This is a genomic window from Streptomyces ruber, from assembly GCF_014648075.1.
GTDB lineage: Bacteria > Actinomycetota > Actinomycetes > Streptomycetales > Streptomycetaceae > Streptomyces > Streptomyces ruber.
Window position 1 is genome coordinate 89,522 of sequence record NZ_BMQK01000018.1, and the last position, 23,399, is coordinate 112,920.

The following is a 23,399-nucleotide window of genomic DNA, read 5'->3' on the forward strand; positions in this document are numbered from 1 at the left end:
GCCGCACCGGGGACCCGCCTCCGGGTCCCGTACCTCCGGGACCCGGCCGGCGGAGCGGGTGCGTCAGGCGCGCACCGTCCTGCGCGCGGTCACCCCTGCCCACCAGATCGTCGCCGCCCCCACGACCAGCGGCCACAGCAGTCCCACCGCGTCCGGAGCCGTCCCGCGCGCCGGCCCGTCCACCACGGCCAGGCACCCGAGCGCCACCAGCGGCCCCCGCACCTGCCACAGCAGGGCCCCGAGCGGACCCGTGTCACCCAGCGGAGTCGTCGAACCCAGCATCAGGTGCGCCGGTACGGGCCCCCGGTACGCACTCACCAGCGCCGCACCGACCAGGGCGGGCACCATCAGCGGCAGCACCACGAGGGCGTCCGTCCACGCTCCCGCCGCCCGGGCCGCCGCACCGCCGAGCGCGAACAGCACCAGCAGTCCGGCCGTCGGCACCAGCCCGTGCCGCCGGGCCAACTGCCCGGCTGACCACGGCAGTTGTGCGGCCCTGCGGACGTCGTCGGTCTCGATCCGCGCCGGCTCCGCCAGCTGGGCCGCGGCCAGGTACCCGGCCGGCAGCGCCAGCAGAGTGACCGGTGCGGGCACCCCTTCAAGGCTCACCAGCGCCACCGCCGCGCCCGCCCAGACCAGCGCCCACCGAAGCCGCTCCGGCGTCCGCAGCAGCGCGGTCGCGTCCCGCCACGGCACCACCAGCTCCGGCCGGCGGGGGAGGGGCAGCCGCGCCGTGTGCCGGGACGCGCGGCGCCGGGTGGCCCGTACGGCCGCACGGGCCTGGCGCAGGTCGAGCGCGTACAGCGACGCCTGCACACGGAGCGCGGTACCCGCCTGGGTACGCAGCACCCGCGCCGGGATGTGCGGCACGGCGCCTGTCGCGTGCCTGCCGGCCACGAGCAGCACGACCGCCGTGAGCACGGCCCCCGCCCCGGCGGCGAGGACACCCGGCCCGCCCGCCGCGCTCGTCAGCGGCAGTGCCGCCCACCCCCACGGCCCCGACCAGAGCACCAGCCGCTCGCCGGGCCACGGGCCGTACACCAGCGACACACCGGCCACCGCCCACAGCGCCGCGACGACGGCCCGCGACACCCGGAAGACCGGGAGCCGGTGCACGGACGCGTCCGAGTCCTGGCGTTGCACCAGCACCGCCAGGGCCGTACCGGCGAAACCGGCGGCCCCGCCACCGAAGGCACCGGCACCGGTCATGCCCCACCAGGTGCCCGCGCCGAGCGCGTGCAGCAGGAAACCCGCCACCGCTCCCACCGCCACGGCGACCAGCGACACCCGCACAGCCGACGCGACGAACCGGGGCAGCAGCAGCGCCCGGCGCAGCACGGGCTGGGGCAGCAGCCAGGTCACCGCCGCCCGGTCCAGCAACGCCGGCCCCTGCCAGCCGCCCCGTGCCGCCAGCAGCAGCACGACACCCGCCAGCACGGCCGGGACCAGCGTCGGCAGCGCCGGCAGGATCCGGCCGGCCACGGGACCTGCCAGCCGCCCGTCGGCTCCGGCCCGCGCCGCGGCCAGCAGCAGCGGCACACCCCAGATGGCGAACAGCAGCGCCGTGCAGTACAGCGTGTAGGCCAGACCCCGGCGCCGCTTGTCCCGCTCGCCCGCCCGCACGACCCGCAGCCGGGCCAGCACGTCCGCGGTGGCGCGCGCGGCGGCCTCCCGGTCCGCGTCCACGAGCACGTGCGGCTGCGGCTGCGACTCACTCACCGTCCGCACGCGGTGTCCGCTCCTCGACCAGCCGTCCCTCTCCGGAGACGGTGAACGCCGCGTCGGCCACCGCGGCGGCCAGGGTCCGGTCGTGCGTGGCCAGCAGCACGGCCGTACCGTCCGCCTTCGCGGCGAGCAGCCGCTCGGCGAGCCGTCCCCGGCCGTCCGTGTCGATACGCTGCTCCGGCTCGTCGAGGATCAGCATCGAACAGGGACGCACGAAAGCCTGCGCCAACGCCATCAACTGCGTCTGCCCGGACGACAGTTGATGGGGCAGCGCGTCCGCGTGCCCGTCGAGACGGTGCTCCCTCAGGATGTCGTCGACCGTCTCCCCGGCGGCCTGCCCCAGGCCGTGGGCGAGCGCGACGAGCATGAGGTGCTCCCGGACACTCAGGTCCGGGTAGCCCACGCCGCCGTCCAGCACGACGGCGACCTCGGCACGCAGGGTCACGTCGTCCTCGGAGACGGTCCGGCCCAGGAAGGTCACCGTCCCCTCCTCCGGCCGCTCCCGGCCCGCGGCGAGCCGCAGCAGTGTCGACTTCCCCGAACCGTTCTCACCGAGCAGGACGACGCATTCACCGGCCCCGACGGACAGGTCCACCCCGGCCACGACGACCCGGTCGTCGTAGCCGTGACGCACTCCGGCCATTTCCAGCATGTGCACCACCGTAGGCACGGCCGGTGAAGTGGATCAAGGGCGCGGGCGGGGCTCACCGTCCTCCACCGAGCATGAGGAGACGCGCCCGTCCCTCACGTACCCTGCATGCCGTGCCAGCCTCCCGTCCGCGTCGTGTCGCCGTGCTCGTGCTCGAAGGGGCGAAGCCGCTCGACGTCGGTATCCCGGCGCAGGTGTTCACCACCCGGGCGAGCATGCCGTACGAGGTCCGGGTGTGCGGGGCGGCACCCGGGCTCGTGACCGGCGGTGACGGCCTGTCGTACCACGTCGCCCACGGGCTCGACGCGCTGCCGTGGGCCGACATCGTGTTCGTCCCCGGCTACCGGTTCCCCGACCGCGAGGACCCGCCGCGGACCGTCGTCGACGCGCTGGCCGCCGCCCACGAGGCGGGTGCGCGGCTCGCCGCCATCTCGACGGGCGCGTTCGCGCTGGCGGCCACGGGGCTGCTCGACGGCCGGCGTGCCACGACGCACTGGCACTACACGCGGGCGCTCGCGGAGCGGCATCCGCGCGTACGGGTCGACGGGAACGTCCTGTTCGTCGACGAGGGCAGTGTGCTGACGTCGGCGGGCGCCGCCTCCGGCATCGACCTGTGCCTGCACATACTGCGCGGCGATCTCGGGGTGGCCGCGTCCAACCACGCGGCCCGGCGCCTGGTCGCGGCCCCCTACCGCAGCGGCGGCCAGGCGCAGTACGTGCCGCGCAGTGTGCCCGAGCCGCTCGGCGAGCTGTTCGCCGCCACCCGCGAGTGGGCGCTGCACCGGCTCGGCGAGCCCCTCACGCTGGAGATGCTGGCCCGGCACGCGGCCGTGTCGCCGCGCACCTTCTCGCGGCGCTTCGTCGAGGACACGGGGTACACGCCGATGCAGTGGGTCATGCGCGCCCGCGTCGACATGGCCCGTGAGCTGCTCGAGCGTTCGACGCTGGGGGTCGAGCAGATCGCCGCCGACGTCGGTCTCGGCACCGGGGCGAACCTGCGACTGCACTTCCGGCGCATCCTCGGCACCACACCGAGCGAGTACCGGCGCACCTTCGCCCGGGGCGAGTAGCCCGCCGACGCCTGGCACGATCCTTACGAACCGTGGCACTCGCGCCGCTGTCACGGGCGAACGCCGGGCGCGAGTCTGAGGGCGAACGGAAGGGACACCATTCATGACTCGCATCGCCATCAACGGATTCGGCCGCATCGGACGCAATGTGCTGCGCGCCCTGCTCGAACGCGACAGCGGCCTCGAGGTCGTCGCCGTGAACGACCTCACCGAGCCCGCCACCCTCGCGCGGCTGCTCGCGTACGACACGACGGCCGGCCGCCTCGGCCGCCCGGTGAGCGTGGACGGGGACACCCTCGTCGTGGACGGCCGCCGCGTCAGGGTGCTCGCCGAGCGCGAACCGGCACGGCTGCCCTGGGCGGAACTCGGCGTGGACATCGTGCTGGAGGCGACCGGCCGCTTCACCTCGGCCAAGGCCGCCCGCGCCCACCTCGACGCGGGCGCGGCCAAGGTGCTCGTCAGCGCGCCGTCGGACGGGGCCGACGTCACCGTCGCGTACGGCGTCAACACCGAGGCGTACGACCCGGCCGCGCACACGATCGTCTCGAACGCCTCCTGCACCACCAACGCGCTCGCGCCGCTGGCCGCGGTGCTCGACGAACTCGCCGGCATCGAGCACGGCTTCATGACCACGGTGCACGCCTACACGCAGGAGCAGAACCTCCAGGACGGCCCGCACCGCGACGCCCGCCGGGCCCGCGCCGCCGCCGTCAACATCGTGCCGACCACCACGGGCGCCGCGAAGGCGATCGGACTGGTCCTGCCGGGTCTCGACGGCAAGCTGTCGGGCGACTCGATCCGGGTGCCGGTGCCCGTCGGCTCGATCGTGGAGCTCAACACCGCCGTCGCCCGCGACGTGACGCGCGACGAGGTACTGGCGGCGTACCGCGCCGCGGCGGAAGGCCCGCTCGCCGGCATCCTGGAGTACTCGGAGGACCCGCTGGTGTCGTCCGACATCACGGGCAACCCGGCCTCCTCGGTCTTCGACTCGGCCCTCACCCGCGTGGACGGCCGCCACATCAAGGTCGTCGCCTGGTACGACAACGAGTGGGGGTTCTCGCACCGCGTCGTCGACACGCTCGAACTCCTCGCGGGCCGCCGCTGACCCGGGCACGGCCCCGCGGGGTGACGCATCGCGGACAGGCGGTCCCGGAGCCGGCTCCTGGCCCCGCTCCCCGGCGGCGGCGCCCCGTCGGACGCCGCACCCTCGACGTCACGCGGGACGCGTGGGACCGGAAGGTGCTTCCGGTCCCACGCGTCATCGGTGGCCCGGGCATGCCGATGCCCTCACCGTCAGGTACTGCACCCGCGTCCCGGGAGTCCGGACACCGTGGCGTCCGTCACCGCGTGTAGCGGATGGCGGGCCGCGGCGGCTGCTTCATGCCCTTCCCGATGAAGTAGCCCGTCCACGGCGGCTGGTTGTAGGCGGTGTTCTGCCACGCCACCCCGAGGCGGTACTGCGGATCGTGCATCAGCGTCGGCAGCCGCAGGTCCGTCCCGGCGGTCGTGGTGTAGACGCGCAGCGCCGACTCGTCCTGGGCGCGGTAGATCACTTCCTCGCGCCAGTCGCCGTACAGGTCGGCCTGGAGCACGGGATTGCCCTTGGTCCAGTTGTTGGTGTGCACGCCCTCGGGCCGGAAGACGGTGTTCTGGGTGCCGCTCCGCCAGTCCCACTTGGCGACGTACGGGCGGCCCGCCGGGTCGGCCGCCTCGTCGAAGTCGTGGTCGAGGATCTCCCGGAGCGGGTCGCCGTCCCACCAGATCATGTGGTTGGCCGAGGGGATGGACGTGCCGAGCAGGGTGCCGTCGGCGGCCCGCAGTTCGCCCTCGCGCGAGTTCCAGGCGCCGGTCGCGGTGACCGCCCAGGCCTCGGCGCCCGGGTGGGTGGGGTCGATGTCACCGGCCGCCGCGCGCCCGATGTCCCGGGTGGCGGGCATGCTGTGGATGATCTCGCCGGTGGCCGCGTCCCGGAACGTCGCACCACGGTTGCCGGAGGAGGACATCGACTCGTGGGCGGCGAACACCTCCAGCCCCGGACGGCTCGGGTCGAGGTCCGAGACGTGCAGCGAGTCCCCGTGACCGAGGCGGGTGTTGTACAGCGGCGAGCCGTCGTCGTCCACGGTCAGCGAGCCGTACACGATCTCGTCCCGGGCGTCGCCGTCCACGTCCGCGACCGACAGGTTGTGGTTGCCCTGCCCCTCGTACTCCGCGCCCAGCTCGTCGGAGTCGAACGCCCAGCGCTGCTTCAGCCGCTTGCCGTCGAAGTCGAAGGCGGTGAGGGTGGAGCGGGTGTAGTAGCCGCGGGCGAACACGACCGAGGGGCGCCTGCCGTCCAGGTAGGCGACGCCGGCCAGGAAGCGGTCGGCGCGGTTGCCGTAGCAGTCGCCCCAGGCGCAGGTGTCGCCGCGGCCGGGGACGTAGTCCACGGTGTCGACCGCCGCACCGGTCCGGCCGTCGAAGACGGTCAGGTACTCCGGTCCGGTCAGCACGTAGCCGCTGCCGTTGCGGTGGTCGGCCGCCGCGTCGCCGATCACCTTGCCCCTGCCGTCCACCGTGCCGTCGGCCGTCTTCACGGTCACCTCGGCCCGGCCGTCGCCGTTCAGGTCGTAGACCATGAGCTGGGTGTAGTGCGCCCCGGCGCGGATGTTGCGGCCCAGGTCGATGCGCCACAGCTGTTCGCCGTCCAGGGTGTACGCGTCCAGGACGACGTTCCCGGTGTAGCCGCTGCGGGAGTTGTCCTGGGCGTTGCTCGGCTCCCACTTCTGCACGATCTCGTAGCGGCCGTCGCCGTCGAGGTCGCCGACGCTCGCGTCGTTGAGGTGGTACGTGTACTCCTGCCCGGCCGGTGTGACGCCGCCCGCCGGCCGGTTGACCGGGATTTCCTTGTACTGCTCGGACCAGACGCGGAACATGGCGGTCCGTTCGGTTACCTTGCCGCCGCGCAGCACCTCGACCCGGTAGACCGAGCGGGCGGTGCCGTGCCGGTCGGTGAGGCTGGTCGCGTCGCGGACCGGGGTGCGGGTGATGCGGCGGCCGTCCCGGTACACGTGGAAGGCGGTGTTCTCCGGGTCCAGGCCGAGCAGGCGCCAGCCGACGAAGACCCCGTCCCCGGTCTTCACGGCGACCGGCGCCCGGTCGAGCCGTTCCATCTGGCGCAGCGGGCGCTCCGGCCGGTGACGGTCGTCGGTCGCGGTGGCCGGGCCGGTGAACGCGGTGGCGGCCGTGGCCAGGGCGGCGACGCCCGCGGTGATCAGCCGGGCGCGGGCACGGCCGGCCATGGGGGCGGTCCTGCTCAGGCGTCTGGGTCCGGTGGTGCCGGGGAAGGTGAATCTCCTGCCCATCCGAATGCTCCTTTGCTGTCGGACGACGGGTTCTGACGGCTCTTCACGGGTGACGACAGGTTTTGAATCGATTCATCTGCCGGCCGTTCGAGTGTGGCAACGGCTGATCGATCCCGTCAATCGTTGTGCGAGCTTGTTGTGCGAGCCTGTTGAATTCCGAGCCGGAGCCGGAGCCAGAGCCGAAGCCGGAGCCGAGTCGGAGCGGAAGTCGGAGTCGGAGCCGAGTCGGAGCGGAAGTCGGAGCCGGAGCCCGGGCGGAAGTCGGAACCGGAGCCGCGCGCCGGAACTGACGGAACCGGATCGGGGTGTGCTGTGCGACTCCTGGTGCCTCGCCCGCCTCGCCTCGCCCCGCCTCCCCTCGCCCCGCCTCGCCCCGCCTCGCCCCGCCTCGCCCCGCCCCGCCCCGCCTCGGCGTCGTGGAGGACCGTACGGAGTGAGAGTCCGCGGTGCCGTCGTTCGATTATGATCTTGGTCATGACCGCGCAGAACTCTGACAAGACGCCTTCACGCAAGCAGCGACTCCAGGAGAAGCAGCGCCGCCAGCTTTCGGTGGTCGACACCGTGGACAAGGCGGAGGCCAAGGTCCGCAAGGCCGAAGCGGAACTCGCCGTGGCCGTCGCCGAGGCGGTGCAGGTGTTCGGCGGTGAGCGGGCCGCGGCCGAGGAGCTCGACATGCCCGCCGAGGCGATCCGGCGCTTCCTCGCCATGGTGGAGGAGGAGGCGGAGGCCGGCGGCGCCGACGCCGCCGCCGAGCCCGCCGGCGCCGATGCCGGAGCGGCCGACGAAGCGGAGCTCGTCACGGCGTAGCCGGCCGCGGGAGAGTGTGAGAGGGTCGCGACCGGCGGTCGCGACCCTGCCGTGTGTCCGGAACGGGTGCGGCCCGTTGACGCCTGCCGTCTTGTCGTATCGTCTACCTGGTAGATTCGATCAAAGATTTGGTGGGGAAGACGTGACGACTGAGGGAAACACGCAACTTCTGGTCGAAACGCTGGTGGCCCAGCGTGACGACTTCCTCGCACAGTGGACCAGCACGGTCGGTGAGGACCTGCAGGGTCGTCTGAGCAAGGCCGAGCTGGGTCACGAACTGAGTGAGCTGTACGAGGCCATTCTCGGGGCCCTCACCGCCAGTGGGCTGGACGGCCGGGGCGAGCACTTCGCCGAGACGCGCAGCCTGCTCATCGAGCTCTCCCGCAACCGCGCGCGGCGGGGCTTCACCTCCACCGAGACCGCCCGGAGCGTCTTCGCGCTCAAGGAGGTCCTGGAGCCGTCCCTCGCGGGCGACGAGCAGGGCGCGCAGGCGTACCTGCAGTTCGCCCGGCTCCTCGACGACCTCGGCCTGCTGACCACCGAGGCGTACATCCGGACCCGCGAGGAGATCATCTCCTCCCAGGCCGAGCAGCTCCTCGAGCTGGCCACGCCCGTGGTCAAGCTGTGGGACGGCGTCGTCGGCGTCCCCCTGGTGGGCACGCTCGACTCGGCCCGTACCCAGGTCGTCATGGAGAAGCTGCTGCAGACCCTGGTCGACACCAACTCCACGCACGCCATCATCGACATCACGGGCGTCCCGACCGTGGACACCCAGGTCGCGCAGCACCTGCTGAAGACCGTGGTCGCCGCCCGCATGATGGGCGCGCAGTGCACCATCTCGGGCATCCGGCCGCAGATCGCCCAGACGATCGTGGCGCTCGGCATCGAGTTCGGTGACATCCCCACCAACGCCTCGCTGTCGGACGCGCTGCGCCAGGCGCTGAAGGAAGTCGCCCTGGACGCCGACGACGACGTGCGGGGTCTGCTGTGACCGACCGCGTCCCCGTCCTCAAGATCGGCGAGATCCTCCTGGTCTCCATCCAGGTCGACCTGGAGGACCAGATGGTGCTGGACCTCCAGGAGGACCTCTCGAACCAGATCGTCGCCACCGGCGCCAAGGGTGTCGTCATCGACATCTCGGCGCTGGAGATCGTGGACTCCTTCGTCGGGCGCATGCTGGCGACCAACGCCTCCATCTCGCGCGTGCTCGGCGCGGAGACGATCGTCGTCGGCATGCGGCCCGCCGTGGCCATGACGCTCGTCGAGCTCGGGCTGTCCCTGAAGGGTGTCCGCACGGCCCTCAACCTGGAGCGAGGGCTGAAGCTGCTACGGCGTCTCAGCGCGAGCCGCGGATGAACGACTACGGCGCGGTGAGCGCCTCGGTGGAGACCGTCCCGGTCGCCAACAGCAGTGACGTCGTCACCGCCCGCCAGATGGTGCGCACCCTCGCCCAGCGCACCGGTCTGTCACTGGTCCACCAGACGAAGCTCGTCACGGCGGCCAGCGAACTCGGCCGCAACATGCTGATCCACGGCGGCGGCGGTGTCGTGCGCGCGACCACCGTGGCCGACGGGGGCCGCTCCGGCATCTTCGTGGAGTTCCAGGACCAGGGACCGGGCATACCGGACATCGAGCTGGCCCTGACGGACGGCTGGACGTCGGGCAACGGCATGGGCCTCGGGCTCAGCGGAGCCAAGAGGCTCGTCGACGAGTTCGAGATCGAGTCCGGTTCGGGCGGCACCACCGTCCGCATTGTGAAGTGGGGCCGGTGAACGGCACGCTCGTGGCGGAAGCGGGCGATGTCCACTGGCTGCGTTCGGACGTGGCACTCGCGGCGGCCGCGCGCCGCCAGGCGGGCCAGCTCGCCCGCAGCGTCCGCCTCTCCGAGGAGCGGGTGGCGCGCGTCGAGCTGTGCGTCACGGAGATGGCGACCAATCTCCTCAAGCACGCCGACGACGGCTCGCTCGCCCTGCGGGTGGTGCGGACCGGCGACCACGTGGCCGTCGAGTGCCTGTCCCTGGACAACGGGCCCGGCATCGACGACGTCGCGGGTGCGCTGCGCGACGGCACGTCCGCCGCGGGCAGCCTGGGGATCGGCATGGGCGCCATCGGGCGGCTCGCCGACGACCACGGCATCCACTCCCTGCGCGGCCGGGGCACGGTGGTGTACGCGCGCTTCTGGGCGGACCGGCAGGCACCGGAGCCCGTCCGGGTGGCGACCGGCGGGCTGACCCGGCCGATCAGCGGTGAGCAGGTGTGCGGCGACACCTGGTCGGTACGCACGGTGAGCGGGCCCGGCGGCGACGCCCTGCTGCTGCTGATGTGCGACGGGCTCGGGCACGGGCCGCTGGCGGCGCGGGTCGCCGACCGGGCCCGGGGGGCGTTCCGCGCCAGCCGTCAGGTCAGCCCGGCGGCCGTGCTGGAGGACGTCCACCGGGGCGTGCGCGACACCCGCGGCGCGGCCGTGGCGATCGCCCTGGTGGACCACGCCGACCAGCGCGTCCACCTGAGCGGGGTCGGCAACATCACGGCACTGGTCCAGGCGGGGGAGAACCGGAACACGCTGCTGTCCATGCCGGGCATCGTCGGCATGCAGATGCCCCGGCCGCGCACCTTCGACGCGGCGTTCCCGCCCGGCGCCGCCCTCGTCATGCACTCCGACGGCCTCAGCGACCGCTGGCGGCCCGGGGACTTCCCCGGCCTGTTCGACCAGGACCCCTCCCTGGTGGCCGCGCAGCTGCTCAACCAGGCCGCGGTCCGCAGGGACGACGCGGGCATCGTCGTGGCCGTCCACCGGCGGCCATGACCACCGGGCCGTCCGTCCACGAGCTGGCCACGATCGCCCTCCGGGAGGGGGGCGACGTGGTCACCCTGCGCCGCTGCACGCAGTCGGCGTGCCGCGCCGCGGGCCTGACGGGCAGCCCCCTGGTCCGCCTGACCACCGTCGTGAGCGAGGCCGGTGAGCACCTCCTGGGTGCCTCCGGTCTCACCGCGCGTCTCCGTCTGGAGGAGGCCGGCACCGTCGTGGTGGCCGTGCGCTTCGGCTGGCGCGAGGCGCGCCGGCCACCGTCGACCCTGCTGGCCGCCGCCGCCCGGCTGCTCGACGACAGCAGGCTGCTGACCTCGGACGACGGCGGCCGTCACGAACTCGTCCTGGCGCAGGCCGTCCCCGTGCCGGCGGCGTCCGTCGCCGGACTGGCCGCCGACGTCCGCGGCCGGCTCGCCGGCACCGACACGGCGGCCGACCTGATCGAAGCCCTGCGCACCCAGAACGGCCAGCTCCTGGCCGCGCTGGAGGAGTCGCAGCACCAGCAGGAGGAGCTCACGCGGCTGAACGCCGAGCTGGAGGAGACCAACGCCGGAGTCGTGGCGCTCTACTCCGAGCTGGCGAGCGAGCTGGAGGAGACCAACAGCGGCGTCGTCGCCCTCTACGCGGAGCTGGAGGACAAGACCAGGCAGCTCGAACTCGCCCACGAGTACAAGACCAGGTTCTGGGCCAACGTCAGCCACGAGCTGCGCTCGCCGGTGAACTCCGTCATCGCCCTGGCCCGGCTGCTGCTGGACTCCGGGGCGGACCCGCTCTCCGACGAACAGCGGCAGCAGGTGGCCCTCGTGCACGCCTCCGGCAGCACCCTCCTGGCCCTCGTCGACGAGCTGCTCGACGTGGCCAAGGCGGAGTCCGGCCGGCTCGAGCCGCACCCCGCCGAGACCGACCTCCGCGCGCTGCTGCACCAGTTGCGCGGCACGCTGCAGGGCACCGCGCAGCCCGGGGTGGACCTGTGCATCCCGGACCACATCCAGCGGGGTCCCCTGGTCACCGACGAGGTCATGCTGACCAGGATCCTGCGCAACGTCCTGTCGAACGCCCTGAAGTTCACGGTCGAGGGCTCGGTGACCCTGGACGTCGCCGAGGAGGACCACGGACAGGGCGCCCGCTTCGTGTTCCGCGTCCGGGACACCGGCGTCGGCATCCCGGCCACCGAGGTCGACCGCGTGTTCGAGGAGTTCTACCAGGTGCGGGGGCCGCACCAGCGGGGCCGGTCCGGCACCGGACTGGGGCTGCCCTACGCCCGCAGACTGACGGAGCTGCTGGGCGGCCGGCTGACGCTCGACAGCGAGATCGGCCACGGCACCGTGGTGGTCGTCGACATCCCGGCCCGCCTCGCCCGCCCGGAACCGCAGGCCCCGGCGGAGACGGCGGACGCCGGGCAGCACGGGACCGCGGACCGTGCCCCGGCGGCGGCGGCGGGCGCAGCGATGCGGTCGGTGGTCGTCGTCGACGACGACGAGGCGTTCCTGGCCGGCTTCCGTCCGCTGCTCGACGGGCTCGCCGAGTCCGTCACCGTCCTCACCGACAGCGGCCGCGCCGTCGACACCGTACGGAGCGAGCGGCCGGACGCCGTCTTCCTCGACCTCAACATGCCCGGCACGGACGGGTACGAGGTCAGGCGGCTGCTGGCCGCCGACCCGCTGACGGCCGACGTCCCCGTGGTCGTGCTGACCGCGCTCGACGCGGCCGACGTGGACCGCCCGCGCCTCGCCCGGGTCCGCGCGGTGCTGAACAAGTCCCGCCTCACGGCCGAGGACCTCGCCACCGCCCTGGGACGGCGGGCCGCACCGCCTGCCCGGCCCTCCCTCACCACCCCTCCGAGATCGTCCAGGATCAAGGAACGTCGATGACTCACCCAACCGACATGGATCACAGCCCGGCCCACATCCTGGTGGTGGACGACGCTCCGACCAACCGGTACGTCCTGTCCACCACCCTGCGCCGGGCCGGTCACGAGGTCACCGAGGCCGAGGACGGCACCAGCGCGCTGGAAGTGCTCGACGGGACCGGACGGGCGCCGGAGATCGCCATCGTGGACGTACGGCTGCCCGACATGACCGGCTTCGAGGTGTGCGAGCACATCAAGAGCAACCCGGCCACCGCGTCCGTGCCCGTCATCAACGTCTCCGCGTCCGCCATCACCGTGGGCGACCGGGCGCAGGGGCTGTACCGCGGCGCCGACGCCTACCTCGTCGAGCCCATCGCGCCCGACGAACTGCTGGCCACGGTCACCGCGACGCTGCGCTACGCCCGCGCCCGCCGCCGCGCCGAGCTGCTCGCGGACCGGCTGCGCCTGCTCAACCGCCTCACCCTGGCCCTGTACAGCGCCTCCGACGCCGAGGAACTGGTCCGGGTGACGGCCGAGGGGGCGGCCGCCATCTTCCGGTGCGGCGTGGCCGCGTTCCTCGTCACCCCGCAGGGCAGTCCGCTCGTCGCCCACACCTGGCAGGACGAGGACGGCTCGCCGCAACCGGACGGGCCGCAGGTGCACACCACGTCCGCCTGGACGCACCGGGGCGACCACCCCGGCGTACGCAGCGCGCTCGGGGCGGGCCCGCACCTGGCGTGCCTGCCGCCGCACCTCAAGGACCCGGAGCGACGGCGCACCGTCGTGGGCCGCGCGAAGGCCGAGCGCCCGCCGGTCGTCATCATCACGTCCGCGGACGCCGTGGCCACGCCGGACGACGAGCAGCTCCTGACCCAGCTCACCCAGGCCAGCGCACTGGCGCTGGAGGCGCTGCGCAGCTACAGCGAGGAGCACGCCCTCGCCCTGACCCTGCAGCGCAGCTTCCTGCCCGCGAGCCTGCCGGAGACCGCGCGCGCCGACCTGGCCGTGCGCTACCTGCCCGCCAGCGCGCGTGCGGAGATCGGCGGGGACTTCTACGAGGCGATCAGCACGCCCGCCGGCCTGGTCGTGGCCGTCGGCGACGTCGCCGGGCACTCGCTGGACGCGGCGATGGTGATGGGCCAGGTCCGCCACGCGCTGCGTGCCTACGCCGCCGAGGGGCACCCGCCCGAGGTGATCCTGGCCCGCCTCGACCACCTGCTGAAGGCCGTGGAGCCCGGTGCGACGGTCACTCTCTGCGTCGTCCTGATCGAGTTCGACTCGGACACCCTGCACGTCGCGAACGCGGGCCACCTCCCGCCCCTGGTGCGCCACCCGGACGGCACGACCTCGTACGTGCACGACCACGGCCCACTCCTCGGCATCGGCCTCCCGCACCCGCCCGCCCGCAAGGTGACCGTGCCACCGGGATCACTGGTGCTGCTCGTCACGGACGGGCTGATCGAACGCCGTGACGAGGACCTCCGGCACTCCCTGGAGTCCCTCGCCGAGGTGCTCTCCGAGGCGTCCGCGGACCCGGACGAGGCCTGCACCCGGCTCCTCGACCGGCTGCTCCCGGACGGCAGCGACGACGTGGCGCTGCTGGCCGTACGCCTGAACGCGGTCCGGCCGGACTGACCCGCCGCCGGACCTGATATGTCTTGTGGCCGCAGAACGTTCTGCGGATCGCCCGCCACGGAACAGCAGTTGGGGGAAGTGTCATGGAACTGGCCGGAACGAGCCGGGAGCGGAACGTCTGGTTCCGCCGCCTTCTCCGATCGGTGCAGGGGGGCGCGGGCGCCGAGGCCCCCTGCGAGCTGATCTGTTTCCCGCACGCGGGCGGCTCCAGCACCTACTGGCGTGGCCTCGCCCTGGAGCTCGCCCCCGCCGCCGATGTGCTGGCCGTGCAGTACCCGGGGCGGCTCGACCGGCTGCGCGAGGCGCCGGTCGAGGACCTGCACGTGCTGGCCGACCTGGTCGTCGAGGTGCTGGGCCCGCCGGGGGACCGGCCCCGGGTGCTGCTCGGGCACAGCATGGGGGCGTCGTTGGCGTACGAGGTGGCCGTGCGTCTCGCGCGGCAGCCCGGCGGCGAACCGCGGCTGCTCGTCGTGTCGGGCCGCCGCGCGCCGTCCGCGGTCCGCAGCCGCGGCGAGGACTGGCCGCGGACCGACGAGGAACTGGTGGCGAGGGTGCGCAAGCTGGGCGGCACGGACGCCCAGCTGCTGGGGGACCCCGAGCTGCTGGAGCTGATACTGCCCGCGCTGCGCGGGGACTACCGGGCCATCGCCTCGTACCGCGACACCCCGGGCCGGCCGCTGTCCTGCCCCGTCGTGGCGCTGGCGGGCGACCGGGACCCCGAGGTGCCCGTCGAGACCGTCGAGGCCTGGCGGAACCACACCTCGGGCGACTTCCGCATGCACGTCTTCGAGGGCGGCCACTTCTTCCTCAACGAGCACACGGGGGACGTGGGCGCCCTGCTCCGCGACCTGCTGCCGGCCCGCGCCGGCTGACCCGCCCGGTCCCCGCCGTGCCCCGCCACGGGGGCACGGTCATTCCCAGACCACGATGTTGCGCCGTACCGGCACCGCCGACGCGTCGGCGGCGAAGAGTTCCGGTGAATGCGCGCGGATGCGTTCGATGTCGTGGAAGACCGCGCGCAGGTGCGCGCGCATGGCGGTGCGGGCGAGCGGGACGTCCCCGCCGACGACGGCTTCGAAGATCTCGTGGTGCTGGGTGGCGAACACGGCGGGCGACACGTGCCCGTGCAGTCCCAGGCGCCGCGCCCGGTCCAGGTGGCCCTTGGCCCCCGCCACCGTGGTCCAGACGTTGCCGTGGCCGCTCAGCCGCATCAGACCCTGGTGGAAGACCTCGTCCAGGGCGAAGAACTCCTCCAGGCCGAGGTCCGCGCGCCGCTGCCGTTCGAGGTTGTCCCGCAGCTCCTCGACGACGGCGGGGTCGAGCTGCGCCGGCAGGTCCTCCAGTGCCGCCAGCTCCACCGCCTCCCGCAGGAACTGCGCGTCCGCGACCTGCGCGGGGTCCACCCGGGACACGAACGACCCGATCTTCGGGAAGACCTGCACCAGCCCTTCCTGGGCCAGCATGATCAGGCTCTCCCGCACCGGGGTCCGGCTGACCCCCAGCGACGCGGCGAGCTCGTTCTCCGACAGGGCCGCGCCCGGGGCGAGTTCGAGCGTCAGGACCATCTGGCGCAGCTTGAGGTAGATGTCGCGCCGGCTCGTCCGCCGCCCGTTCGATTGAGCCATGCGCCCATCCTACGTAGCACCGGGGGAGGGTCTTGCTCATCTACGCGACAGATGCTTGTATACAAGTACTGCACGACAGTAAGGAGAGCCGCCAGTGAGCAGAATCGAGCGGGCCGAGGTGCTCGTCGCCTCCCCGGGGCGCACGTTCGTCACGCTGCGCATCACCACCACGGACGGGGTCACCGGACTCGGTGACGCCACGCTCAACGGCCGCGAGCTGGCGGTCGCGTCCTACCTCCGCGACCACGTGGTCCCGCTGCTGATCGGCCGGGACGCCGACCGCGTCGAGGACATGTGGCAGTACCTCTACAAGGGCGCGTACTGGCGGCGCGGACCGGTCACCATGACGGCGATCGCCGCCGTCGACACCGCCCTGTGGGACATCAAGGGCAAGACCGCCGGGCTGCCCGTGTACCAGCTCCTCGGCGGCCGCTCCCGCGACGGCGTCATGGTCTACTCGCACGCCAGCGGCACCGACGTGCCCTCGCTCCTCGACGACGTCGAGCGCTACCTGGACCTCGGCTACAAGGCCGTACGGGCCCAGGCCGCCGTGCCCGACGTCGGCGGAACCTACGGGGTGCGCAAGGGCAAGGTGTACGAGCCGGCCGCCACCGACCTGCCCGAGGAGCAGCCCTGGGACACCGAGGCGTACCTCCGCTTCGCGCCCACGTACCTCGGGGCCGTCCGGGAGCGCTTCGGCTTCGGTTTCCACCTCCTGCACGACGTGCACCACCGGCTCACCCCCATGGAGGCCGCGCGGTTCGGCAGGAGCGTCGAGGACTGCCGGCTGTTCTGGATGGAGGACCCGACCCCCGCCGAGAACCAGGAGGCGTTCCGGCTCATCCGGCAGCACACCACGACGCCGATCGCGGTCGGCGAAGTGATGAACTCCATCTGGGACGTCCAGCATCTGATCACCGAGCAGCTGATCGACTACGTCCGCACGACCGTCGTCCACGCCGGCGGCATCACCCACCTCCGCCGGATCTTCGACCTCGCCGCCCTGTACCAGGTGCGCACGGGTTCCCACGGCGCCACCGACCTGTCACCCGTCAGCATGGCCGCCGCCGTGCACCTGGACATCGCCGTGCCGAACTTCGGCATCCAGGAGTACATGGGCCACGCCGAGGAGACCGCCGAGGTGTTCCGCACGGGCGTCACCTTCGCCGACGGCATGCTCCACCCCTCCGACGAGCCCGGCCTCGGCGTCACCTACGACGACAAGGCCGCCGAGCGCTTCCCGTACCAGCGGCGCTACCTCCCGGTCGCACGCCGCCTCGACGGCTCGGTGCACGACTGGTGAGCGCCCACGTCCCGCCGCCGCTCGACCGCGCCGCGCTCGCCGGGCTCCCGCCCGCGCAGCGGCCCGCCGTCGACCCGGCCGGCCTGCGCACCCGTGTCGTCCACTTCGGCCTCGGCGCCTTCCACCGCGCCCACCAGGCCGTCTACACCGAGAACGCCGCCGCCCGCTCCGGCGAACCCTGGGGCATCACCGCGGTCGCGCCCCGGTCCGCCGACACCGTACGGACCCTGCGCGACCAGGACTGCCTGTACTCGCTCACCGAACGCCGCCCGGACGGCCACCGCACCCGCGTCGTGGGCGCCGTCACCGGCGCGCTGGCCATGGGCCCCGACGCCGGGACGGTGGACGCCCTGCTCGCCGACCCCGAGGTCACGGTGGTGACCCTGACCGTCACGGAGAAGGGCTACCACCGCTCCCCGGAGACGGGCGGCCTGGACCTCACGGCCGCCCCCGTCGCGGCCGACCTCACCGCGGACCCCGAGGGCCCCCTCACCACGGTCGTCGGCCGCCTCGCCGCCGGACTCGCGGCGCGGATGCGCGCGGGCGCCCCGCCGGTCAGCGTCGTCTGCTGCGACAACATGGCGGACAACGGCGCCTCGCTGCGCCGCGTCGTCCACGACTTCGTCCGCGCCTCCGCCTGGCCGGACCGCACCGAGGTCCTGGACCGGATGGCCGCGGCGGTCGCCTTCCCCGCGACGGTCGTGGACCGGATCGTGCCCGCCACCGGCGACGCGGACCGGGCCGCCGCCACCGCCGCGCTCGGGGTGCGCGACGCCCTGCCGGTGACCGCCGAACCGTACCGGCAGTGGGTGCTGGAGGACTCCTTCGCCGCGCCCCGGCCGCCCTGGGAGCTCGACGGCGCCCTCCTCGTCCCGGACGTCGCGCCGTACCAGCTCACCAAGCTGCGCCTGCTGAACGGCTCCCACTCCGCCCTCGCCGCACTCGGCACGGCCGCCGGGCTCGCCACCATCGCCGAGACCATGGCCACCGAGTGGGGCGAGCCCCTCGTCCGGGCGCTGTGCGCGGAGGTCGCCCCCACCCTCCCCGCGGGCGGCCCCGACCCGGCCGGGTACGCCGACGACCTCGTCGTACGGTTCGCCAACCCCGGGATGCAGCACCGGCTGCGGCAGGTCGGCTCCGACGCGTCGCTGAAGATCGCCGAGCGCTGGCTGCCCGTCCTGCGTGAGCTGCGCGCCCGCGGCACCCGCACCCCGGTCCTCGAACTGGCCCTCGCCGCCTGGGCGCTGGGCACCTGCCGCCCCGACGCGCCGCCGGACCCCGCGGCCGACGCGCTCGCCGCCTGCTGGGAACAGGACACCACCCCGGCCGGCACGGTCCGCGCGCTGCTGCGCGTCCTCGGCGCGAGCGACCTCGCGGACGACGACGCCCTCACCGCCGCCGTCGCGGAGCGGCTGCCCGCCCTGCGGGCCGGACGCGTCGAACTCTGAAACCAGCCCCCACGCACCTCACTTCAGCACACGAACAACGGAGTTCACCATGAAGGACAGCGTCGAAGCCGCCCGGCAGGCGCCACCCGCCGAGCGCACGACGAAAGACCTGGCCCGGGCCGCCGTCTCGGGCTGGCTCGGCACGGCCATGGAGTTCATGGACTTCCAGCTCTACTCGCTGGCCGCCGCCATCGTCTTCAACAAGCTCTTCTTCCCCGACGTCAGCCCCGCCATCGGCCTGATCGCCGCGATGGGCACGTACGGCGTCGGATACGTCGCCCGGCTCGCCGGAGCCGTCTACTTCGGGCGGATGGGCGACCGGATCGGCCGCAAGAAGGTCCTGTACATCACCGTCCTGCTGATGGGCGCCTCCACCACCCTCATCGGCGCCCTGCCCACGTACGCCACCATCGGCATCGCGGCGCCGGTCCTGCTCGTCGTGCTGCGGCTGGCCCAGGGCTTCGGCGCCGGCGCCGAGATCGCCGGCGCGACCGTGATGCTCGCCGAGTACGCGCCCACCCGCCGACGCGGCCTGGTCTCCTCGCTGGTGTCCCTCGGCACCAACTCCGGCACCCTCGCCGCCTCCGGACTGTGGGCCGTGCTGCTCGCCGTGCTCAGCGAGGAGCAGCTCCTCTCCTGGGGCTGGCGGCTGCCCTTCCTGCTGAGCTTCGCGCTGATGATCTTCGCGGTCTGGATGCGCCGCGGCCTCAAGGAGAGCCCGGTCTTCGAGAACCGCGCCGACGTCGTCGACGGCGTCGCGCTCGCCCGGGACGAGGTCGAGTCCGCCGCCGCCACCACCGGCGACGACCACCGGGGCGACGTCCTGGCCGCGGGGATACGGCAGCGCAAGGGCAAGGCGTTCTTCCTCGCGCTGGGCCTGCGGTTCGGGCAGGCGGGCAACTCCGGGCTGATCCAGACCTTCCTCGTCGGCTACCTCGCCACCAACCTGGCGGTCGACCGCTCCGTCCCGACGGACGCCATCGTGTACGGGTCACTGCTGGGCTTCGCGACCGTGCCGGTGATCGGCATCGTCGGCGACCGCTTCGGACGCCGGCCCGTGTACCTGGTGCTGACCCTGCTGACCGCCGTGCTCGCCTTCCCGGTGATGCTCCTCATCACCTCCGGGTCCACCGCGGGCGTGATGCTCGGCATGGTCCTCGGGCTCAACGTCGGCGTCCTCGGACTGTTCTCGCTGGAGAGCGTCACCATGGCCGAACTCTTCGGCGCCCGCACCCGGTTCACGCAGCTCGCGCTCGCCAAGGAGCTCGGCGGCATCCTCGCCACCGCGATCGGCCCGGTCCTCGCGGCCACGCTCACCGCCGTCACCGGGAGCTGGTGGCCCATCGCGGCGATGCTCGTCGTCTACTCGCTCATCACCTTCGTCAGCGCCTACCTCGCACCCGAGACACGCGGACGCGACCTGGTCCGGCTGGAGGACGCCGTATGACCAGCCGTACGAACCCGGGGATGAAAGCGGTCGTCGTGCACGGCCCCGGCGACCTGCGCATCGACGAACGCGCCCGGCCCGTGCCCGGACCCGGTGAGGTCCTGATGGCCATGGAGTGGGGCGGGATCTGCGGCTCCGACCTCGCGTACTGGCGCAACGGCGCCTCCGGCACCGCCTCGCTCGCCCACCCGCTGGTCCTCGGGCACGAGGTCGCCGGCCGGATCGCCGGGCTGGGGGAGGGGGTGACGGGGCTCCACGAGGGGCAGCCGGTCACCGTCCACCCCGCGCAGCTCGTCGGCGACGGCGTGCTCCCCGAGCGCATCGCCGGCCGCACCAACCTCTACCCGCACGTCCGCTACTTCGGCTCGGCGGCCTTCGACCCGCACACCGACGGCGGGTTCAGCGAGTACCGCACGGTCCCCGCCGCGCAGATCCGCCCGCTGCCCGACGGCGTCGGCACCGAACAGGGCGCCCTCGCCGAGCCGCTGGCCGTCGCCCTGCACGCCGTCGGCCGCGTCCCCGAGCTGCGCGGACGCACCGTACTCGTCAACGGCTGCGGCCCGATCGGCTCCCTGGTCGCCGCCGCCGCCCGGCACCGCGGCGCCGGCACGGTCATCGCCTCCGACCTGTCGGCGGCGTCCCTGGCCGTCGCCCGCGCCATGGGCGCCGACGAGACACGTGACCTGAGGGGCGGCGACGCACTGCCCGAGGACGTCGACATCGTCTTCGAGGCGTCCGGCGCCGCCGCCGCGCTGGGCGGGGTGCTGCGGGCCACGGCCCGCGGCGGCATCCTCGTCCAGGTCGGCAACCTGCCCGGCACGGCCGTGCCCGCCGTCCTCGGCGACCTGGTGACCCGGGAGATCACCTGGATCGGCTCCTACCGTTTCGTCGAGGAGATCGACGACGCGCTCCTCGCCCTGCGGGACGGTCTGGACGTGAGCCCGCTGATCACGCACCGTTTCCCACTGGAACGGGCCGCGGAGGCCCTCGCGGTCGCCGCGGACCCGGCGAGCGGGAGCAGCAAGGTCATGCTGCGCCTCGCCGCCGGGACGTGACACGCGCGAGGGACTCCGCCGCGTCCGCGCCGCGCCCCACCCGCACACAGCCGTACACCAGGAGAGACCCGTGACCGTCCCGTCCCCGGCCCGAGCCGCCGACGACCAGGAACAGGCCCGCACCCACGCGCCCGACGTCGTGTGCGTCGGCGAGACGATGGCCGTCCTCGGCCCGCCCGACGAACGCCCGCTCGCCGAACAGCCCGCGCTGAGCCTGGCCGTCGGCGGCGCCGAGTCGAACGTCGCCTGCGGACTGGCCGGGCTCGGGCACCGTGCCGCCTGGCTGAGCCGGCTGGGCGACGACCCGTTCGCCCACCGCATCCTCGCCGAACTCACCGCGCGCGGCGTGGACGTGAGCGGCGTCGAGACCGACCCGGAGCGGCCCACCGGCGTCTACTTCAAGGACCCGGCCCCCGACCGCACCCGCACCCACTACTACCGGGGCGGTTCGGCCGCGACCGGGATGGGACCGGAGCTGGCGGACCACCCCCTGCTCCGTCAGGCCCGCGTCGTGCACGTGTCGGGCATCACCGCGGCCCTCTCCGGCAGCTGCGCGGCACTGCTGGAGGCACTGCTCGCCGGACGGCAGGACGGCGAGCGGAGACAGCGGCTGGTGTCCTTCGACGTCAACCACCGCCCGGCCCTCTGGCGGGCCGCCGGCACCGAGGCCGCGCCGGCCCTGCTGGCGCTCGCCCGAGCGGCGGACATCGTGTTCGTCGGACGGGACGAGGCCGAGGCGCTGTGGGGCCCCGCCCGCCCGGACGACATCGCGGAACTCCTCGCCCCCGCCCCCGTCGTGGTGGTCAAGGACGCCGAGCACGGGGCCACCTCGTACGCGGGCGGTCGGCGGACGTTCGTGCCCTCACCGCCGACCGAGGTGGTCGAGGCGGTGGGCGCCGGCGACGCGTTCGCGGCCGGGTACCTGGCCGGAGTGCTGGAGGACCGCGACGAACGCTCCCGGCTGCGCCTCGGCCACCTCGCCGCCGGTGCCGCGCTGCGCACCAGGGACGATGTCCCCGTGATGCCGCCGCGCACGGAGACCGACCCCGTCCTGTCCCTGGACGACGACGCGTGGGCCACCACGACCGCCCGCTGACCGCAGCCCCTGAAGGAGAATCCCCAGCCATGACGGCCGACTTCCTGCCCCAGCTGACGAGCGACCAGGTCATCGCGGTGGTCCGCGCCCCGGAGATCCCCGACCCGGTGGCCCTGTGCGCGGCCCTGCGGGCCGGCGGCATACGGTGGATCGAGTTCACCCGCACCACCCCCGGGCTCGCCGCGCACCTGCGCAAGGCGGTGGCCGACGACGGGCACGGCATCGGCGCGGGCACCGTGATGACCGGCGAGCAGGCCGAGGAGCTGATCGAGGCGGGCGCACAGTACCTCGTCACCCCCGGCTGCCGTCCGGAGGTGGCGCGGGTGGCGTCGGCGGCCGGGGTACCGGTCGTCCTGGGCGCCCTGACCCCCACGGAGGTCGGGACGGCGCTCGACCTCGGTGCCGACGCCGTGAAGATCTTCCCCGCGGGTGCCTTCGGCCCCGGTTACCTCAAGGACCTGGCCGGCCCGTTCCCGGACCTGCCGATCGTCGCCTCCGGCGGCGTCACCGCGGACAACGCGGCCGCGTTCCTCGCCGCCGGCGCCCGTGCGGTGTGCGCCGGTTCGAAGGTCGTACCGCCCCAGGTGGTGGCCGCCGGTGACTGGGAGGAGATCACCCGCCGCGCCCGGGCGTTCACCGACGCGGTCCGCGCCGGCGCGGAGAAGACCGAGAAGACGGGGGGCTGACGGGGGGCTGACGGAGGGCTGACGGGGGGCTGACGGAGGTCCCGGCCGTCGGGCAGAGTGGCGGGATGCCCGAGGTGCCCCTGCCCGGAGGTTTCGTCAACGCCGTCGTCCGCGTAGGGGACACGGTGCGGCGCCCCGCCTCCGCGAACACCGAGTACGTCGGTGAGCTGCTGAGGCTCTTCGAGGCCCGCGGCTGGCGCGGCGCTCCGCGGTTCCTCGGCGTGGACGAGCGGGGCCGCGAGGTCCTCACCTACCTTGAGGGTCACGTCGCCTGGGAGCCGCGGCAGCCCGCCGCCGTGTCGTCGGACGAGAGCCTGGCGGCGGCCGCCCGGCTCGTGCGGGAGTTCCACGACCTGACGGCCGGCACCCCGGCGGCCGGGGACCAGGAGGTCGTGTGTCACAACGACCTGTCACCCAAGAACACGGTCTACCGGCCGGCCGGCGGCGAGCTCCGGCCGGTGGCCTTCATCGACTGGGACGTCGCGGCGCCCGGCGCGCGGATCCACGACGTCGCCCACGTCTGCTGGCAGTACCTCGGCCTCGGCCCCGCGGTGACCGACGCGAGCGAGGCGGCCCGGCGCGTACGGCTGGTCGCCGACAGCTACGCACTGGCGGACCGGCGGCCTCTCGTACCGGCGATCCTGTGGTGGCAGGACCGCTGTTGGCGGGGCATCCGGGCCGGGGCGGAGGCGGGCGACCCCGCGATGGTCCGGCTGCGCGACGCGGGGGTGGTCGGGGAGGTGCGGAGGGCCTACGAGTGGGTGCGCGGACAACGGGACGTCCTGGAGCGAGCGTTGGGGTGAGCCGAGAGGGCGGGCCCGGCGCCGGAGCCGCCGGGCCCGCCGGACGACGGG

The 23,399-nt window shown here is 73.8% G+C and carries 21 protein-coding genes; 17 read left to right on the forward strand and 4 right to left on the reverse strand.

The window, feature by feature from the left end; genetic code table 11:
* Positions 1-63: 63 nt before the first annotated feature.
* Positions 64-1,728, reverse strand: a complete 1,665-nt coding sequence (locus tag IEZ04_RS28875) for a DUF6297 family protein (protein WP_189219930.1) — start codon at positions 1,726-1,728, stop codon at positions 64-66.
* Positions 1,712-2,377: an ABC transporter ATP-binding protein gene (locus IEZ04_RS28880; RefSeq protein WP_189219931.1), complete on the reverse strand. Its 666-nt coding sequence runs from the start codon at positions 2,375-2,377 to the stop codon at positions 1,712-1,714. The genes IEZ04_RS28875 and IEZ04_RS28880 overlap by 17 nt, the downstream gene beginning before the upstream one ends.
* A 110-nt stretch (positions 2,378-2,487) precedes the next feature.
* Between IEZ04_RS28880 and IEZ04_RS28885 the strand changes: the two genes are divergently transcribed.
* Together IEZ04_RS28885 and gap are read left to right on the forward strand one after the other, a co-directional pair.
* On the forward strand, positions 2,488-3,444 hold the full coding sequence (locus IEZ04_RS28885) for a GlxA family transcriptional regulator (RefSeq protein WP_189219932.1): 957 nt from the start codon (positions 2,488-2,490) through the stop codon (positions 3,442-3,444).
* A gap of 103 nt (positions 3,445-3,547) precedes the next feature.
* Positions 3,548-4,549: a type I glyceraldehyde-3-phosphate dehydrogenase gene (gene gap, locus IEZ04_RS28890; protein ID WP_189219933.1), complete on the forward strand. Its 1,002-nt coding sequence runs from the start codon at positions 3,548-3,550 to the stop codon at positions 4,547-4,549.
* A 235-nt stretch (positions 4,550-4,784) separates the two neighbouring features.
* Here the strand turns inward: gap and IEZ04_RS28895 are convergent, their stop codons facing one another.
* Positions 4,785-6,785, reverse strand: a complete 2,001-nt coding sequence (locus IEZ04_RS28895) for a rhamnogalacturonan lyase (RefSeq protein WP_308429839.1) — start codon at positions 6,783-6,785, stop codon at positions 4,785-4,787.
* A gap of 474 nt (positions 6,786-7,259) precedes the next feature.
* Here IEZ04_RS28895 and IEZ04_RS28900 point away from each other — a divergent pair, with 474 nt between their 5' ends.
* From IEZ04_RS28900 to IEZ04_RS28935, 8 genes are all read left to right on the forward strand, one after another.
* Positions 7,260-7,592 carry a hypothetical protein gene (locus IEZ04_RS28900; protein WP_229821338.1) on the forward strand — a complete coding sequence of 111 codons (333 nt, stop codon included), beginning with the start codon at positions 7,260-7,262 and terminating at the stop codon, positions 7,590-7,592.
* A gap of 142 nt (positions 7,593-7,734) precedes the next feature.
* Entirely contained in the window at positions 7,735-8,583 is an 849-nt protein-coding gene (locus IEZ04_RS28905) for an STAS domain-containing protein (protein WP_189219935.1), read from the forward strand.
* On the forward strand, positions 8,580-8,948 hold the full coding sequence (locus IEZ04_RS28910; RefSeq protein ID WP_189219936.1) for an STAS domain-containing protein: 369 nt from the start codon (positions 8,580-8,582) through the stop codon (positions 8,946-8,948). Before IEZ04_RS28905 ends, IEZ04_RS28910 begins: the two co-directional genes overlap by 4 nt.
* Complete coding sequence (locus IEZ04_RS28915) at positions 8,945-9,364, forward strand: anti-sigma regulatory factor (protein ID WP_189219937.1); 420 nt, start codon at positions 8,945-8,947, stop codon at positions 9,362-9,364. The genes IEZ04_RS28910 and IEZ04_RS28915 overlap by 4 nt, the downstream gene beginning before the upstream one ends.
* Positions 9,352-10,398 carry an ATP-binding SpoIIE family protein phosphatase gene (locus IEZ04_RS28920; protein ID WP_189219938.1) on the forward strand — a complete coding sequence of 349 codons (1,047 nt, stop codon included), beginning with the start codon at positions 9,352-9,354 and terminating at the stop codon, positions 10,396-10,398. The genes IEZ04_RS28915 and IEZ04_RS28920 overlap by 13 nt, the downstream gene beginning before the upstream one ends.
* A complete protein-coding gene (locus IEZ04_RS28925) occupies positions 10,395-12,272 on the forward strand; it encodes an ATP-binding protein (RefSeq protein ID WP_189219939.1) in 1,878 nt (625 codons plus the stop codon). Before IEZ04_RS28920 ends, IEZ04_RS28925 begins: the two co-directional genes overlap by 4 nt.
* The gene (locus IEZ04_RS28930; protein WP_189219940.1) at positions 12,269-13,885 is read left to right on the forward strand and encodes a fused response regulator/phosphatase; all 1,617 of its coding nucleotides are present in this window, start codon (positions 12,269-12,271) and stop codon (positions 13,883-13,885) included. The genes IEZ04_RS28925 and IEZ04_RS28930 overlap by 4 nt, the downstream gene beginning before the upstream one ends.
* 83 nt (positions 13,886-13,968) lie before the next feature.
* A complete protein-coding gene (locus IEZ04_RS28935; protein WP_189219941.1) occupies positions 13,969-14,757 on the forward strand; it encodes a thioesterase II family protein in 789 nt (262 codons plus the stop codon).
* A 39-nt stretch (positions 14,758-14,796) separates the two neighbouring features.
* Here IEZ04_RS28935 and IEZ04_RS28940 read toward each other — a convergent pair whose 3' ends face one another.
* Positions 14,797-15,510, reverse strand: a complete 714-nt coding sequence (locus IEZ04_RS28940; protein WP_189219942.1) for a GntR family transcriptional regulator — start codon at positions 15,508-15,510, stop codon at positions 14,797-14,799.
* 94 nt (positions 15,511-15,604) lie between these two features.
* Between IEZ04_RS28940 and manD the strand changes: the two genes are divergently transcribed.
* From manD to IEZ04_RS28975, 7 genes are all read left to right on the forward strand, one after another.
* The gene (gene manD / locus IEZ04_RS28945; protein ID WP_189219943.1) at positions 15,605-16,813 is read left to right on the forward strand and encodes a D-mannonate dehydratase ManD; all 1,209 of its coding nucleotides are present in this window, start codon (positions 15,605-15,607) and stop codon (positions 16,811-16,813) included.
* On the forward strand, positions 16,810-18,261 hold the full coding sequence (locus IEZ04_RS28950; RefSeq protein ID WP_189219944.1) for a mannitol dehydrogenase family protein: 1,452 nt from the start codon (positions 16,810-16,812) through the stop codon (positions 18,259-18,261). Before manD ends, IEZ04_RS28950 begins: the two co-directional genes overlap by 4 nt.
* Before the next feature lie 49 nt (positions 18,262-18,310).
* Positions 18,311-19,708, forward strand: a complete 1,398-nt coding sequence (locus tag IEZ04_RS28955) for an MFS transporter (RefSeq protein WP_189219945.1) — start codon at positions 18,311-18,313, stop codon at positions 19,706-19,708.
* Complete coding sequence (locus IEZ04_RS28960; RefSeq protein ID WP_229821339.1) at positions 19,705-20,763, forward strand: L-idonate 5-dehydrogenase; 1,059 nt, start codon at positions 19,705-19,707, stop codon at positions 20,761-20,763. The genes IEZ04_RS28955 and IEZ04_RS28960 overlap by 4 nt, the downstream gene beginning before the upstream one ends.
* A 70-nt stretch (positions 20,764-20,833) precedes the next feature.
* Positions 20,834-21,859: a sugar kinase gene (locus tag IEZ04_RS28965; protein ID WP_229821340.1), complete on the forward strand. Its 1,026-nt coding sequence runs from the start codon at positions 20,834-20,836 to the stop codon at positions 21,857-21,859.
* 29 nt (positions 21,860-21,888) lie between these two features.
* A complete protein-coding gene (locus tag IEZ04_RS28970; protein WP_189219946.1) occupies positions 21,889-22,545 on the forward strand; it encodes a bifunctional 4-hydroxy-2-oxoglutarate aldolase/2-dehydro-3-deoxy-phosphogluconate aldolase in 657 nt (218 codons plus the stop codon).
* Between the two features lie 65 nt (positions 22,546-22,610).
* Complete coding sequence (locus tag IEZ04_RS28975; RefSeq protein WP_189219947.1) at positions 22,611-23,348, forward strand: phosphotransferase; 738 nt, start codon at positions 22,611-22,613, stop codon at positions 23,346-23,348.
* Positions 23,349-23,399 lie beyond the last annotated feature (51 nt).

Bases quoted from the DNA above. Each gene is read 5' to 3' on its own strand.
- gap (WP_189219933.1), top strand. From the start codon at position 3,548: ATGACTCGCATCGCCATCAACGGATTCGGCCGCATCGGACGCAATGTG.
- IEZ04_RS28970 (WP_189219946.1), top strand. From the start codon at position 21,889: ATGACGGCCGACTTCCTGCCCCAGCTGACGAGCGACCAGGTCATCGCG.
- IEZ04_RS28925 (WP_189219939.1), top strand. From the start codon at position 10,395: ATGACCACCGGGCCGTCCGTCCACGAGCTGGCCACGATCGCCCTCCGG.
- IEZ04_RS28955 (WP_189219945.1), top strand. From the start codon at position 18,311: ATGAAGGACAGCGTCGAAGCCGCCCGGCAGGCGCCACCCGCCGAGCGC.
- IEZ04_RS28895 (WP_308429839.1), bottom strand. From the start codon at position 6,785: ATGGGCAGGAGATTCACCTTCCCCGGCACCACCGGACCCAGACGCCTG.
- IEZ04_RS28940 (WP_189219942.1), bottom strand. From the start codon at position 15,510: ATGGCTCAATCGAACGGGCGGCGGACGAGCCGGCGCGACATCTACCTC.
- IEZ04_RS28900 (WP_229821338.1), top strand. From the start codon at position 7,260: ATGACCGCGCAGAACTCTGACAAGACGCCTTCACGCAAGCAGCGACTC.
- IEZ04_RS28960 (WP_229821339.1), top strand. From the start codon at position 19,705: ATGACCAGCCGTACGAACCCGGGGATGAAAGCGGTCGTCGTGCACGGC.
- IEZ04_RS28935 (WP_189219941.1), top strand. From the start codon at position 13,969: ATGGAACTGGCCGGAACGAGCCGGGAGCGGAACGTCTGGTTCCGCCGC.
- IEZ04_RS28880 (WP_189219931.1), bottom strand. From the start codon at position 2,377: ATGCTGGAAATGGCCGGAGTGCGTCACGGCTACGACGACCGGGTCGTC.
- IEZ04_RS28930 (WP_189219940.1), top strand. From the start codon at position 12,269: ATGACTCACCCAACCGACATGGATCACAGCCCGGCCCACATCCTGGTG.
- IEZ04_RS28915 (WP_189219937.1), top strand. From the start codon at position 8,945: ATGAACGACTACGGCGCGGTGAGCGCCTCGGTGGAGACCGTCCCGGTC.
- IEZ04_RS28975 (WP_189219947.1), top strand. From the start codon at position 22,611: ATGCCCGAGGTGCCCCTGCCCGGAGGTTTCGTCAACGCCGTCGTCCGC.